General features: G+C 68.2%; 15 protein-coding genes. 6 read left to right on the top strand and 9 right to left on the bottom strand.

Annotated elements, in window-relative coordinates:
• Positions 1 to 16: 16 nt before the first annotated feature.
• Both ACFXP5_RS00695 and ACFXP5_RS00690 read left to right on the top strand, forming a co-directional pair.
• A complete protein-coding gene (locus ACFXP5_RS00695; RefSeq protein WP_394526131.1) occupies positions 17 to 238 on the top strand; it encodes a hypothetical protein in 222 nt (73 codons plus the stop codon).
• Positions 239 to 252: 14 nt separating this feature from the next.
• Positions 253 to 387: a hypothetical protein gene (locus ACFXP5_RS00690; protein ID WP_394543090.1), complete on the top strand. Its 135-nt coding sequence runs from the start codon at positions 253 to 255 to the stop codon at positions 385 to 387.
• Here the strand turns inward: ACFXP5_RS00690 and ACFXP5_RS00685 are convergent, their stop codons facing one another.
• From ACFXP5_RS00685 to ACFXP5_RS00675, 3 genes are read right to left on the bottom strand one after another with little or no spacing between them, the layout of a single operon-like run.
• Positions 388 to 1,845 (bottom strand): cryptochrome/photolyase family protein, encoded by a 1,458-nt coding sequence (locus ACFXP5_RS00685; protein WP_394543088.1) that lies wholly within the window; start codon positions 1,843 to 1,845, stop codon positions 388 to 390.
• Positions 1,842 to 1,997, bottom strand: a complete 156-nt coding sequence (locus ACFXP5_RS00680; protein ID WP_394526127.1) for a DUF2256 domain-containing protein — start codon at positions 1,995 to 1,997, stop codon at positions 1,842 to 1,844. Before ACFXP5_RS00680 ends, ACFXP5_RS00685 begins: the two co-directional genes overlap by 4 nt.
• 54 nt (positions 1,998 to 2,051) lie before the next feature.
• Positions 2,052 to 2,699, bottom strand: a complete 648-nt coding sequence (locus tag ACFXP5_RS00675; protein WP_394543087.1) for an SGNH/GDSL hydrolase family protein — start codon at positions 2,697 to 2,699, stop codon at positions 2,052 to 2,054.
• A gap of 170 nt (positions 2,700 to 2,869) precedes the next feature.
• Between ACFXP5_RS00675 and ACFXP5_RS00670 the strand changes: the two genes are divergently transcribed.
• Positions 2,870 to 4,078, top strand: a complete 1,209-nt coding sequence (locus ACFXP5_RS00670) for an MFS transporter (protein WP_394543085.1) — start codon at positions 2,870 to 2,872, stop codon at positions 4,076 to 4,078.
• A complete protein-coding gene (locus tag ACFXP5_RS00665) occupies positions 4,075 to 4,428 on the top strand; it encodes a UBP-type zinc finger domain-containing protein (protein ID WP_394543083.1) in 354 nt (117 codons plus the stop codon). Before ACFXP5_RS00670 ends, ACFXP5_RS00665 begins: the two co-directional genes overlap by 4 nt.
• Positions 4,429 to 4,463: 35 nt before the next feature.
• Here ACFXP5_RS00665 and ACFXP5_RS00660 read toward each other — a convergent pair whose 3' ends face one another.
• The 4 genes from ACFXP5_RS00660 to ACFXP5_RS00645 form a co-directional block, all read right to left on the bottom strand.
• On the bottom strand, positions 4,464 to 6,125 hold the full coding sequence (locus ACFXP5_RS00660) for an MFS transporter (RefSeq protein WP_394543082.1): 1,662 nt from the start codon (positions 6,123 to 6,125) through the stop codon (positions 4,464 to 4,466).
• Positions 6,126 to 6,142: 17 nt separating this feature from the next.
• Positions 6,143 to 6,859 carry an alpha/beta fold hydrolase gene (locus ACFXP5_RS00655; protein WP_394526119.1) on the bottom strand — a complete coding sequence of 239 codons (717 nt, stop codon included), beginning with the start codon at positions 6,857 to 6,859 and terminating at the stop codon, positions 6,143 to 6,145.
• Positions 6,860 to 6,970: 111 nt separating this feature from the next.
• A complete protein-coding gene (locus tag ACFXP5_RS00650; RefSeq protein WP_394543080.1) occupies positions 6,971 to 8,131 on the bottom strand; it encodes a helix-turn-helix domain-containing protein in 1,161 nt (386 codons plus the stop codon).
• Positions 8,132 to 8,194: 63 nt separating this feature from the next.
• Positions 8,195 to 9,061 (bottom strand): helix-turn-helix transcriptional regulator, encoded by an 867-nt coding sequence (locus ACFXP5_RS00645; protein WP_394543079.1) that lies wholly within the window; start codon positions 9,059 to 9,061, stop codon positions 8,195 to 8,197.
• A gap of 180 nt (positions 9,062 to 9,241) precedes the next feature.
• Here ACFXP5_RS00645 and ACFXP5_RS00640 point away from each other — a divergent pair, with 180 nt between their 5' ends.
• Together ACFXP5_RS00640 and ACFXP5_RS00635 are read left to right on the top strand one after the other, a co-directional pair.
• The gene (locus ACFXP5_RS00640; RefSeq protein WP_394543078.1) at positions 9,242 to 10,318 is read left to right on the top strand and encodes a Dyp-type peroxidase; all 1,077 of its coding nucleotides are present in this window, start codon (positions 9,242 to 9,244) and stop codon (positions 10,316 to 10,318) included.
• 10 nt (positions 10,319 to 10,328) lie between these two features.
• A complete protein-coding gene (locus tag ACFXP5_RS00635; RefSeq protein WP_394543077.1) occupies positions 10,329 to 11,129 on the top strand; it encodes a family 1 encapsulin nanocompartment shell protein in 801 nt (266 codons plus the stop codon).
• On the opposite strand, the gene ACFXP5_RS00630 is transcribed toward ACFXP5_RS00635, so the two are convergent.
• Both ACFXP5_RS00630 and ACFXP5_RS00625 read right to left on the bottom strand, forming a co-directional pair.
• Positions 11,130 to 11,720: a TetR/AcrR family transcriptional regulator gene (locus ACFXP5_RS00630; RefSeq protein ID WP_394543076.1), complete on the bottom strand. Its 591-nt coding sequence runs from the start codon at positions 11,718 to 11,720 to the stop codon at positions 11,130 to 11,132.
• A gap of 32 nt (positions 11,721 to 11,752) precedes the next feature.
• Positions 11,753 to 12,136, bottom strand: coding sequence for a nuclear transport factor 2 family protein (locus ACFXP5_RS00625; protein ID WP_394526109.1), 384 nt, complete (start codon positions 12,134 to 12,136; stop codon positions 11,753 to 11,755).
• Between the last annotated feature and the right edge of the window lie 59 nt (positions 12,137 to 12,195).

The raw sequence follows: 12,195 nt of genomic DNA, 5'->3' as shown, positions 1-12,195 counted from the left end.
CCCGGGGAGGACATCCATGAGAAGTTTCGGAAAATGGCTGCTGATCGCCACGAGCGCGGCGGGGGCGTTCTTCGGCGTCCGCGCCCTGATCATCAAGTACGGCCTGATCGTCGCCGCGGTCGTCACCGTCTGGAACGACCCGCAGGTGCAGAAGCTCCGCAAGCGCGCCGTGAAGAAGGCGCGACGAGCGATGAAGGCGGCCGAGAAGACGGCTGCCAAGGCCGCCAAACACCACTGAGAACGGAAGACACCATGAGCGAGAACACCCAGAACCCCACCTCCGGCGACACCCCCGCCACCCCGGACAGCACCCCCGAGGTCACCCCCGACGAGCAGCCGGACACGACCGAAGACGACGGCACCCCCGTCGAGAACCCCGCCGGCTGATCACTCGGCGTCGTCACCGGTGCTGTCGCGTCGCGCTCGCATCTGAGCGAGCGGACGCGACAGCCGCCGGTTGTCGGCCAGGCGATCTTCGTGTCGCTCGAGGAATCTCCAATACCCGTCGGTGTAGGCCGCCGCTTTCGCCTCGCCCGCGTTGCGCCACCAGCGCCCCATGCGCTGCAGGTAGGCGCCGCCCGACACGTACGGCTTCGTCGCGACCAGCCCGCCGTCGGCGTACTGGCTCATCCCCATCACGTTCGGCACCATCACCCATTCGTACGCGTCGACGAACAGCGTCAAGAACCACCGGTTGACCTCGCGGGGGGCGTAACCCTCCAGCAGGAACCAGTTGCCGAGCACCATCAGCCGCTCGATGTGGTGGGCGTAGCCCCACCGGTGTACCCGCTCGAGCACCGTGCGAACCGGCACCGGCAGGTCCTCGGGAATGTCGCGCCCGGTGTACCACCACTCCTCCAGCGGGCGGTGCAGCTCCAGGAAGTTCACGTCCGCCAGCGCGGGGTGTGCGCGGTACATCCCGCGCATGTACTCCCGCCACCCGATGACCTGACGCAGGAACCCCTCGAGCGACGCGAACGGAACGTCGTCGCCGGCGTTGAGCGCAGCATCCATCACCTCCGCCACGGTGACCAGGCCGAGGTTGATCAGCGGAGACAGCACCGAGTGGAAGAGGAACGGCTGGTCCGCGGTCATGGCGTCTTCGTAGGGGCCGAAATCCCGCAGACGCTCGCGGACGAAGCTCTCGAGCCACCCGCGAGCCTCGGCGGGGGTCACCGGAAGCCAGAAATCACGGGCGTCACCGGGGTGGTCGCCGAAGCGCTCCCTCACCTCCGCGATGACCTCCCGGGTGATCTCGTCGTGGGTCACCGTCGGTAGCGCCGGAATCTCGAGTCCACCCTTCGGCAGGGGGCGCCGGTTGTCCTCGTCGAAGTTCCAGCGGCCGCCGGTCGGGCGACGACCGTCCATCAGTGTGTCGGTGCGTCGCCGCTGCCAGCGGTAGAAGTCCTCCATCACCGGAGTCGGATGGGCGGCGAACCACTCGTCCACCTCTCCTTCCGGAGTGAGGAAAAGTTCGTCGGGATAGGTGCGGGTGCGCACCCCCTCGCGGGCGCAGAGCCGCTCGAGCCGGTCGTCGACCCCGCGGTCGGTCGCTCGCATCCACGCGAGGCCCTCGGCGCCGTGCTCGCCGATCAGCCGGGCAACGCCGGCCGAGAACGACAGTCTGTCCCCCAGTCGCACGTACCGCACCGTTCGACCCTCGAGCTCCCAGCGACGAGCCGTCGAGCGCATTGCGGCCAGGATGAGCACGATCTTGTGCTGGTGGTACGGCAGCCGCTCGAACAGCGCCGCCGATTCGACGAAGAAGAACTCGTCGATGTCATCGTCGAGGGTGGCGGGATGCTGATCCAGCAGCTGCGTGCCGAGAATGAGGGCGGCTCTCACGCGGTCCGCCTGTCGTGCGCCGCCGCCGCGCGGCACCGGCTCGAGCAGTACTTCACTTCGTCCCACTGCGCGCGGGTGCTCCACCGTTTGCGGTTGTCGAACGGCCGACCGCACTGCGCGCACGGCTTGGATTCGCGAACGGGCTGGGCCATCTCGTCATGCTCGCACGGGGGACCGCGGAAACCCGGGGATTGCGCCGGCCGGCATCAGAGTCCGAGCTCCGCGAACGCGGCATCCATGTGCCGGTAGATCGCGTCGTAGCCCGCGTCGTTGGGATGCAGGCCATCGGCGGCCATCTCGCCCGGCCTGCCCTGGATCCAGGAAGAGGCACCGGAGATGTAGTCGGCGCTGATCGTGCCGGCAGCATCCTCCACCCACCCGATGATGGTCTCCAGCCCCTCCGGGCGCTCGGCGGTGTACCAGAACGGCTCGACGACGACGAACCGAGCGTCGGGCAGCTCCTTCTTGAGCCGGGAGAAGTCCTGCTCGATCGCGGTACGGATCCCGTCGCCGCGTGCGTCGTAGCTGAAGACGTCGTTGAGCCCCATCGTGACCACCACCATGTCGGGGTCGGCGGCGATGATCTCGCCGGGAAGGTCGGCCTGCAGCTCAGCGCGGTTGTTGACGAACCCCAGGCCGTTGACGCTGGGGTTGAACTCGCGCCACCCGCGGTCGGCGGCGAGCCGGGTGGACCAGCGATGCTCCGCGGCGCTCGCCCCCGTGCCGAGGGTGTACGAATCGCCGTAGAACGCCACGAGCGGCCCGTCGCCCGCCGGCACCTCGGCGGCAGGGGCTGCGCATCCACCCAGCAGCAGACACACCGCACCAAGCGCCATCACGATCGATTGCCGCATCGCATCCTCCTGATCCAGTCTCCCTCTCTTCGGAGCGGGGCGCTGATCGGTTCACCCGTCCGACCGAGGCGACAGGGGTGTCGAGCGCTTCCTCGACAGGCGTCGCATCGAGCGGGTTTGCGCAGGCAATAACGTGGAGGGGCCTTCCCCGCACCCATCGAGAGGACCCCGTGACCACGACGCGACAGCGCACCTCCCACGCCGCCGGATTCTGGATCGTCGCGACGAGCTTCCTCCTGGTGATGGCGTACTCCACCGTGCCGACGCCGCTCTACCCGCTGTACCAGGAGCAGGACGGCTTCCCCGTCTCGGTGGTCACCGTGGTGTTCGCCGCATACGCGGTCGGCGTGGTGTTCAGCCTCTTCTTCGTCGGCCACATCAGCGACTGGGCCGGACGACGACGGATGCTGGTGATCGCCGTCCTCGTGTCGATCCTGTCCGCGGTGCTGTTCCTGGTGTGGAGCTCCGTCGCGGGCCTCATCGTCGCGCGGCTCGTCAACGGCGTGAGCATCGGGATCCTGACCGCGACGGCGACCGCCCACCTCGGCGAGTTGCGGGCCAAAGCCCGCCCGGATGAGAACGGCATCGTGGCAGCATCCGTCGCCGGTGCGGCCAACCTCGGCGGCCTCGCCCTCGGCCCCCTGATCGGCGGACTGTTCGCCGAGTTCCTGCCCGATCCGCTGATCCTGCCCCACGCGGTGTTCCTCGTCCTGCTCATCATCGCCGCGATCGTGCTGATGTCCGTGCCCGAGACGGTGAACGTCTCCGCCGACGAGCGCCCGCCCTACCGCCCGCAACGGCTTTCCGCGCCGCCGTCCGCGCGACGGCCGGTCATCGCGGCGGCGTTCGGCGCCTTCTCCGGCTTCGCCCTGTTCGGACTGTTCACCTCGCTGGCGCCGACCTTCCTCGTCGGCACCTTCGACGATCGCGATCACCTCGCGGCGGGTGCCACCAGCTTCGCCGTGTTCGCCGCGGCCGCGGTGGGCCAGCTCGTGTTCGCCCGCGTGGCCGTCCGCACCCAGCTCGCGGTCGCGATCGGCTGCTGCGCCGTCGGACTCGTCGCCGTGGCGTCCGGTGCGGTGCTCCCCCAGCTCGCGATCTTCATCCTCGGCGGAATCATCGCCGGCGTGGGGGTCGGACTGCTGTTCAAGTCGGCGATCGCCACCGCGGCGGCCGTGGCTTCTCCCGGTCGACGCAGCGAGACGCTCGCGCTGGTGTTCCTCAGCGGCTACTGCGGCCTGGCCATCCCGGTGCTGGCCGTCGGGTTCTTCCTCACGTTCGCCGAGCAGACCACCGTGCTGCTCGTCTTCTCCGCACTCGTGCTGATCGCAACGGTCAGCGCGGGGCTCGTCATGCGATCACGAAAGGCAACCACATGAGCATCTCCGAGACCGGCATCCGAACCGATGTTCCGCCCAGCGGGCCCGGCTGCGTCGAGTGCGACGAGATCGGCAGCTGGTGGCTGCACCTGCGGCGCTGCGCCGAGTGCGGGCACGTCGGGTGCTGCGACGAGTCGCTCAACAAGCACGGCACCGCGCACGCGCGCAGCACCGGGCATCCGGTGATCCAGAGCTACGAGCCCGGCGAGGACTGGTTCTGGAGCTACAGCACCGAGCAGTACTTCGACGGCCCGCTGCTCACGCCGCCGCGCAGCCACCCGCGCAGCCAGACCGTGCCCGGCCCGGCCGACCGCGTCCCCGCGAACTGGCAGGAGCTGCTCGAGGGCTGACCCCCTCGCGCCGGGCCGTCCCCCGTCGCCGATCCTCAGCGGGGCTCGGGCGGGGGCACGTCCGTGAACGGGCGGGTCGGATGCTTGTGCACCGGCACGTCGAGAAGATACTGCGGGCTGGGGGTCACGGTGCTCAACCCCTTCGCCTTGTCGAGGACCTGCGCGTCGTACTCGGTGACACGATCCTGCGTCGCGCTCTCGTGCTCGCGCCAAGTGCCCACGGTGAAGGCCTCGATGAGCACGCCGGGCTGCGTCTGGTGCGCGTAGAGGCGCCACGTCCGCGCTCCGGTGCGGTACCGACTCTGCTCGACGAGAGACATCGCATCGAGGAACTCCGCTCGCCGATCCTCCGCCACGGTGTACTGCACGAGCACGAGGAGCGGGCGGTCGTCGTCCTGCGGGTCACGGTCCTTCGGGTCCCCCATCGGTACGATCGCCCGGCCGATGCCCTTGGTCGACGGAATGGGCCAGATCACGAGGCTCAACCCGATGAGCACGATCGCAGCGCCGGACACCCACATCACGAGCGTGGCGCCGAAGATGTTGGCCAGCGCGCCGGTGATCGCTGCTCCGAACGCCGTACCGCCGTACAGCACCACCTGGTACAGCGATAGACCGCGGGTGCGTACCCAGGTCGGTAAGAAGGCCTGCACCGTCGCGTTGACCGTCGCGATCACCCCGATCCACGCCAGCCCCGTCAGGACGAGCACCGCGAGAGCGATCGGCAGCGAGGGGAACAGCACGAGCGCCGCGAGTCCCGCGCCGTAGACGATCGCCGAAAGGGACACCAGCCCGTTCACACCGAGGCGACGCTGCGTGGGCGGCAGCACGAAGATGCCCGCGACGGCCCCCACTCCCAGGGCGCCGAGCAGCAGGCCGTAGCCGTCGGCCCCGATGTTCAACTCGTCGTCGGCGATGACCGGCAGAAGCGCCCACAGGGCGTTGGCGGGAACGAGGAACACCGCCAGCCGGAGGAAGATCGCCCGCACGATGTCGGAATGCTGGAGGTACCGCAGCCCGGCCCGCGTTGCGTCGAAGAACGGCTCGGGCCGGACCGCCGGCGGCCGGTACCCTCGCCACAGCAGCAGGGTCGCCAGAAAGACCACGAACGACAGTGCGTTGACCAGGAAGACCGCGCCGACACCGAAGCTGCTCACGATCAAGCCCGCCGCGGCCGGACCGATCGCCCGGGCGACGTTCACGTTGATCGACGACAGCGAAGCCGCTTGACGGATCATCTTGGGCGGCACGACATCGGGCACGATCGCCTGGTAGGCGGGCAGCTGCGCCGCCGAGGCGATCCCGAGCAGGAACGTCAACGTCAGCAGGAGCACCGGGGTGGTCTCACCGGCGAAGGTGAGCACCGTGAGGGCGCCGACCGCGGCCAGCTGCAGCGACTGCGCACCGATCAGCACGCGCCGACGGTTCAAGAACTCCCCCATCACCCCGCCCGGGATGGCGAAGAGCAGCACGGGGGCTGCGGATGCTGTCTGCACGAGCGCCACGATGACGGGTGAGGCATCCGCTTCGACGAGGAACCATTGCGCCCCGACCGACTGCATCCAGCTGCCGATATTGCTCACGAGCCCGGCGATCCACAGCATCCGGAACGCCGGTACCGCGAACGGTGCCAGCGAGGAGATGCGGGGCGGAGGTGCGGCGGGCGAGCCTGGTGCGGAGTCAGGAGTGTGCGACACGGCGTGGGACGACGGACTCAGGACAGTTCGTCGATCACGTCGAAGATGACCTCGGCTACCTCTGCCGGGTGGGTGTGCATGAGCAGGTGCGGTCCGCGGACCTCCACCACGCGCCGCACTCCAGCCCGCTCGTAACCGAACCGGACGGCATCGGGGTTGACCATGCGGTCGGCGCTCGCCACGATGCCCCATGACGGAGTGGTGGACCACCCCGCCGCTTCGGCGGGCTCCGTGAGCACGGACGCAGAAATCGGCCGTTGGCTGACGGCGAGAACGGCTGCTTCGTCGGCGGGCAATCCGAGTGCCGACATGTACGGGAACTCGTCGATCGAGATCGACACTTCTTCGCGTGCCGCCCCGTCGAGCGACGCGAACGGCTCGTACTCGTAATACGGCACAGCCTCGGCATCCGGGAAGCGCCGGTGCAGCTCGCTCGCTGTCTCTCCCTTGTCCAGGGCGTAGCCCGACACGAAGACGATGCCGATCACGTTGTCAGCATCGCCCGCCACACCGACAACGGTCGCCCCATAGGAGTGCCCGACCAGGATGACAGGACGGCCCAGGTGCTCCACGAACGACCGGACGTAGGCCGCGTCCTCGGCGAGACTGCGATTCGAGATGGCCGGCACGCGCACGTCCAAGCTCGCACCCTGCAGACGCAGGGCGACCGGGCTCCAGCTCGCGCCATCAGCGAAGGCGCCATGCACGAGAACCACCGTTGGTAAGTCGCTCATCCGCTCCGCCTTCCCCCACCATCTGAACGTCTTCGACGCTACGGTTCGCCGTGGCATCGGTGCCCCGACAGCGTGTCCCCTCTTGGTAGGACAGTTGTCGAACGCGCCGGGTCAGAGTCTGCCGGAGTGCTCCCAGTACGAAGCGAGCTTGAGCGTGACGTGCAGCACGCTGCGGGACAACCCGGTATCGAGCGCATCACGCACGACCTGCGGCATGTTCTCGAGGCGATAGTAGAGAGTCGTCCGGTGGATGTGCAGCTTCTCACACACGTCGCGCACGTGACCGGCCCCATCGAGGAACGCCTCAACGGTCTGGCGGCGAACGCGGTCGGCATCGGTGAGCAGCACGTGAGCGGCGGGCGAGTACGCCGGTAGGCGAGCTGGATCAGCGACGACGTCGGCGATCATCATCCACGGACCCACCTCATCCGCGTCGGCCCGGCCGGCGAGCTCCGGAAGCACCTCCGCGAGCCCGGCGGCCGCGATGGCACGATCGGCGACGGGGCGTAGATCGGTGTCGGCCCGGGTCATCCGGGCGGAGCCGATCGAGCGCAGCTTCACCCCTTGGCGTTTGGTCTCGGCCTCGAGCCTTTCGTCGTCGGCCGCGCCATCGTCGCTTCGGCCCAGGAACAGCAAGGTAGATCCTTCTTCCCGCAGGAACGACAGCCTGCCGCCGGATCCGACGTCGATCGCGCGACCCAGAGTGGCCCGCTGCACCGGCCCGGTATCGTGTCCGACCGCCAGTGCACGAACCGCGGTCGCGGGGCCCCGCTCGAGTCCGCTCGTGCGCGACGCCGCGATCAGGGCGTCCCGCCGCACGATGGGGTCGGCCGACAGCAGGCCACGGAGCACGGTGCCCCTCGCCGAACCCACGCCGCCACCGTCGCGATCCGCCAGCATGCCCCGGGCCATGTCGACTGCGGCATCCAGCGCGCGGAAGTCATCGGTGTTGAGGGGCGGGCGGTTCGCGATGATCAGCCAGAGCACGCCGAGCAGGGCGTCTTCGTGCCAGATCGGGATGGCGAGTCGTTCGAGGTGGCCGAGATGGTCGAGGTTCACCGTGACCGGACGACGGGACTGATGAACGCGGATGCTTTCCAGATAGTCGCGTTCCCGCGGCGGGGTGCGGCGCTGTAACAGCGACCGCGCGCGCACCTCGTCGATGTCGTCGCCTTGGGCGCTCGCGACGATCGGCTTGTATCCAGGGTCGTTGATCACGATGGACCGGTCCAAGGTCTCCGCCAGCTCGTCGACCACATCTTGGAGGTTCATCTACGCCTCTCTCCGGGGTATACCTCGAGGCTAGAGAGCGCTCACATGCGGCGGCAGTCCCGCTCAGTACCCCCCGGGGGGCGACGAGGAGGTTGAAACCGCGGGCGGCGCGGACTCCACCTGTCGATCGGCGAGGCTCGCAGCGAGGTGGGCGAAGACGTGAGCGGCCGTCGACCCGGGGCGCGCGGCGAGCACGGTGATCTGATAGCCCGGGAGGCTGTGCACTCCGAAATTCTGGGCTTCGATGTCGATCGTCCCGACTCCTGGGACACGGAGATGGAAGGTCGCGTCACCCGGGCCGGACACGTCGTGACGGCTCCACATCCGTGGGAAGTCCGGCTCCGCGGAGAGCAGATCCACGATCTGCGCCAGCCGGGGCGAATTCGGCGGGGCGTCTCGGCGCAGGCTGGCGAGCGCGGCGAGCGTCATCTCTTCCCAGTTCAAGACGTCGCGACGCATGTGCGGCGCGAACATGTCGATCACCACATTCGACCCCGCGGCCAGTCCGCCGTTGCCGAAGTGAGTGGCCAGAACGTTCGACGCGACGATGTCCCGATGGCGGTCCGAGAGGTAGGCGGGCGTGTTCTGCCACTGATCGAGCACCCGCCCGATCTGCTCGGCACTGTGCGCGGGCGGCGCCGGGTCGACCACCGCACCGGTGACCATGCGGAACATGTAGATGCGCGCTTCCTCGTCGAGCCCGAACACCCGCGCGAGCGAGAGGATCACCTGATCGGAGGGTCGACCCCCGCGCCCCTGCTCGAGACGCAGGTAGTACTCGTTGCTCATACCGGCGAGCATCGCTGTCTCGTCCCGGCGGAGACCGGGCACGCGGCGGCCGGCGTCGCGGCGTAGCCCCACGTCCTCCGGCTGCGTCACATTGCGTCGGGCCCGAAGGTATTCGCCGAAGGCCCGAAGATCGCTCCCCATGTTGACCTCCACTCCCAGGTTACATTCTGGAGTCGGATCTCCATATCCCCCCGGGGGACAGCCGCGACCCCGACCAGTCGGACTGCTCTTCGTCAAACGTCGGATGCCTTGCGGGCGCCGCATTGCCAAACTGACGTCACTCGTCGAAACGGCGGGGACAGGCACTAACGAGTGGACACGATGACCAACGTCGAAACAACGGCATCCCTCACGACCACCGGGCTCCAGGCTTTCGCCGCCCCGCTCACGCGTCACGCCATCTTTCTCGGGTTGCGCGTCGGAGCGAGCAGCGACGCGGTCGACAAGGTGCGGGACACGCTCGCCGACCTCGCGGGAACGCTGGAGTCGGTCGCATTCCGCGACCCGCACGCACATCTGTCCTGCACCGTGGGCATCGGCAGCGACTTCTGGCCGCGACTCACCAGCGCCCCGAAGCCTGCGGAGCTGCGACCCTTCACCCCCATCACCGGGGGCGTCCATTCCGCGGTCGCCACTCCCGGGGATCTGTTCTTCCACATCCGCAGCGCCTGGGAGGACTTCGGCTTCGAGTTCGAGCGGCTCCTTCTCAATGCACTCGGAGATTCCGTCCAGACCGTGGAGGAGACCGCGGGCTTCCGATACTTCGACCGCCGTGATCTGCTCGGGTTCGTCGACGGTACGGCGAACCCGAGCGTGGCGTCGGCGATCGCCGAAGCCTTGATCGTCGGCGACGAAGACCCGGCCGGCACCGGGGGCACCTACATCGTCGCCCAGAAGTACCTGCACCCGATCCGCGCCTGGCAGTCGCTCCCCACGGAGATGCAGGAGCAGATCATCGGGCGCACGAAGCCGGACAACGTCGAGCTTCCCGACGCGACATCCGGTCAGAAGTCGCACAAGACACTGTCGACCATCGTCGATGCGGAGGGTGTCGAGCATGACATCCTCCGGGACAACATGCCCTTCGGCAGTCCCGGCTCCGACCAGTTCGGAACGTACTTCCTCGGGTACTCCCGCCACCGCTGGGTGATCCAGCAGATGCTGGAGCGCATGTTCATCGGTGACCCGGTGGGGATGTACGACCGCCTGCTGGACTTCTCGACGGCCATCACCGGCACCGCGTTCTTCGCACCGAGCGCTGACGTCCTGGGCTCACTTCCCGCCCCGTCGAGCACCGCCGACGCTGCGGCTGCAGCACCTGACCCCGCACCGGTATCTCCCTCCCCGTCCCCGGCCGACAACTCGCTCGGGCTCGGCGGACGACCCTCCACATCGTGAAAGGCTTCTCATGAACCATCTGTACCGTCACCTCGCTCCGATCACCGCCGACACCTGGGAATCGCTCGATGACGAGGCACGCACTCGCCTCGCACCCCCTCTCGGCGGACGGACTCTGGTGGACTTCGTCGGCCCGCTCGGGTGGCAGTATTCCGCGAGCAACGTCGGCCGAGTGACCGCGGGCCTGGACGCACCCATGGACGGGATCTCCGTGAGCAGACGCGTTGTGCTCCCGCTCGTGGAAGTGCGTGCGGACTTCACGTTGCTGCGCTCCGAATTGGACGCGACCGCGCGCGGAGCGGTGGACACCGACCTGTCGCCGCTCGACACCGCGGCAGCGAAACTCGCCACGATGGAGAACTCGGCCATCTTCCTGGGATGGGATGCGGCCGGCATCGCCGGTATCGTTCCGTCCTCGCCGCATGAGCCGCTGACGCAGAATGACGATCCCACCCACCTCGCACAACTGGTGGGCACTGCCGTGGAAACGCTGGCGCGCTCGGGCGTCGGCGGCCCCTACGGGATGGCAGTGGACTCGGCCAACTGGGCACAGGTCATCGGTGGCAACGACACCGGCGGACAGTCTCTGCGCCATCACCTCGAACGTGAGCTCGGCGGATCGGTCGTGTGGACGCCCGGCATCGACGGAGCGGTGGTGGTGAGCCTGCGCGGCGGCGACTTCATCTTCGAATCCGGTGAGGACATCTCCCTCGGCTACGCCGCACACACGATCGATGATGTGCAGCTCTACCTCGAGGAGTCGTTCAGCTTCCGCATTGCCACTCCCGAAGCGGCGATCGCCATCAGCTGATCACGCGGGCTGCAGGCTCCGCCCGATCTGCGACGCCGCCCGGCGTCCGATTCGGCGGAGCTCTGCAGCATCCCGCCCCACCCGGGACAGCTGGATGAGCGCTTGCGACAGGGCGACGACCTCGGCCGAAACGGTGGGCAGATCTGCCTCGTCGATGTCCCCGACGGTTTCGGCCAATGCGCCCGCCAGGGCGTGCTCCATCCGGGCGATCGCGGCCGTGCTGATCGCCGCCACCTCGGGATCGTCGCCCAACTCGGAGATGGTGTTCAGCAGCAGGCAGCCCCGCCGGTCGGCGCGCGAGGCGCAATCGTCGATGATCGCGTCGAAGTAGTCGGCGACGGTCTGCTCGGCGTCGGTGTGCGGGCCTGCCATCAAACTCTCGACGAGTGACGCGCGACCGTCGCAGTATCGCCGGAAAGCGGCCAGGAACAGCGACCACTTGGTGCCGTACGCCTGATAGAGGCTGCCGTTACTGACCCGCGTCACCTCGGACAGGTCGATCAGCGACGACGCGCGATAACCGTTCACCCAGAACAGTTCGACCGCCGCATCGAGGAGGGCCTGCTCATCGAATTCGCGGGCTCTTGCCATAGGTCAAACGATAGCCGTCAGCGGAGGGTCGATCAGCCGTGCACCTGGTGCCACGAGGAGATGCGGTAGCCGTCGAGGCGGAAGCTGGCGAAGCTCAACAGCCACTCGGGCGGGCCGATCGGCAGCTTCACGCGCAACGCCAGTTCGGCGAGTACCACGTCGCCGGTCACCGCGACATCGATCAACGAAGCCTTCCATTCGTCGAAGGTGGTGCGGATGTCCGAAACCATGGCGATGACGGCTGCCCGACCGGTGACGGCCTGGCGCGGCGAAGGTTTGTAGACGACGTCTTCGGTGAGGAAGGCGAGGAGATCCTCGATGCAGCCGTCGTTCAGGATGGTGAAGAAGTCCCGCACGATCAGCTCCAGCTCGAGCCTTTCGATGCCGGACATCGCCTCGCGGCCGATCTCGTCCATGTGCATCCTCCGCGCTTCGCTGGGACGCGACACGTCCCGATTTACTGAGGAACGTACCG

It is taken from the genome of Microbacterium hanjuni (assembly GCF_043556395.1).
Classification (GTDB): Bacteria; Actinomycetota; Actinomycetes; order Actinomycetales; family Microbacteriaceae; genus Microbacterium.
The sequence above is the reverse complement of the archived record's forward strand: the minus strand, read 5'-3'. Positions and strand labels throughout refer to the sequence as shown.

Coding starts and splice junctions, on each gene's coding strand:
- ACFXP5_RS00695 (WP_394526131.1), top strand. CDS start 17: ATGAGAAGTTTCGGAAAATGGCTGCTGATCGCCACGAGCGCGGCGGGG.
- ACFXP5_RS00690 (WP_394543090.1), top strand. CDS start 253: ATGAGCGAGAACACCCAGAACCCCACCTCCGGCGACACCCCCGCCACC.
- ACFXP5_RS00680 (WP_394526127.1), bottom strand. CDS start 1,997: ATGGCCCAGCCCGTTCGCGAATCCAAGCCGTGCGCGCAGTGCGGTCGG.
- ACFXP5_RS00675 (WP_394543087.1), bottom strand. CDS start 2,699: ATGCGGCAATCGATCGTGATGGCGCTTGGTGCGGTGTGTCTGCTGCTG.
- ACFXP5_RS00665 (WP_394543083.1), top strand. CDS start 4,075: ATGAGCATCTCCGAGACCGGCATCCGAACCGATGTTCCGCCCAGCGGG.
- ACFXP5_RS00655 (WP_394526119.1), bottom strand. CDS start 6,859: ATGAGCGACTTACCAACGGTGGTTCTCGTGCATGGCGCCTTCGCTGAT.
- ACFXP5_RS00650 (WP_394543080.1), bottom strand. CDS start 8,131: ATGAACCTCCAAGATGTGGTCGACGAGCTGGCGGAGACCTTGGACCGG.
- ACFXP5_RS00645 (WP_394543079.1), bottom strand. CDS start 9,061: ATGGGGAGCGATCTTCGGGCCTTCGGCGAATACCTTCGGGCCCGACGC.
- ACFXP5_RS00640 (WP_394543078.1), top strand. CDS start 9,242: ATGACCAACGTCGAAACAACGGCATCCCTCACGACCACCGGGCTCCAG.
- ACFXP5_RS00635 (WP_394543077.1), top strand. CDS start 10,329: ATGAACCATCTGTACCGTCACCTCGCTCCGATCACCGCCGACACCTGG.
- ACFXP5_RS00630 (WP_394543076.1), bottom strand. CDS start 11,720: ATGGCAAGAGCCCGCGAATTCGATGAGCAGGCCCTCCTCGATGCGGCG.
- ACFXP5_RS00625 (WP_394526109.1), bottom strand. CDS start 12,136: ATGGACGAGATCGGCCGCGAGGCGATGTCCGGCATCGAAAGGCTCGAG.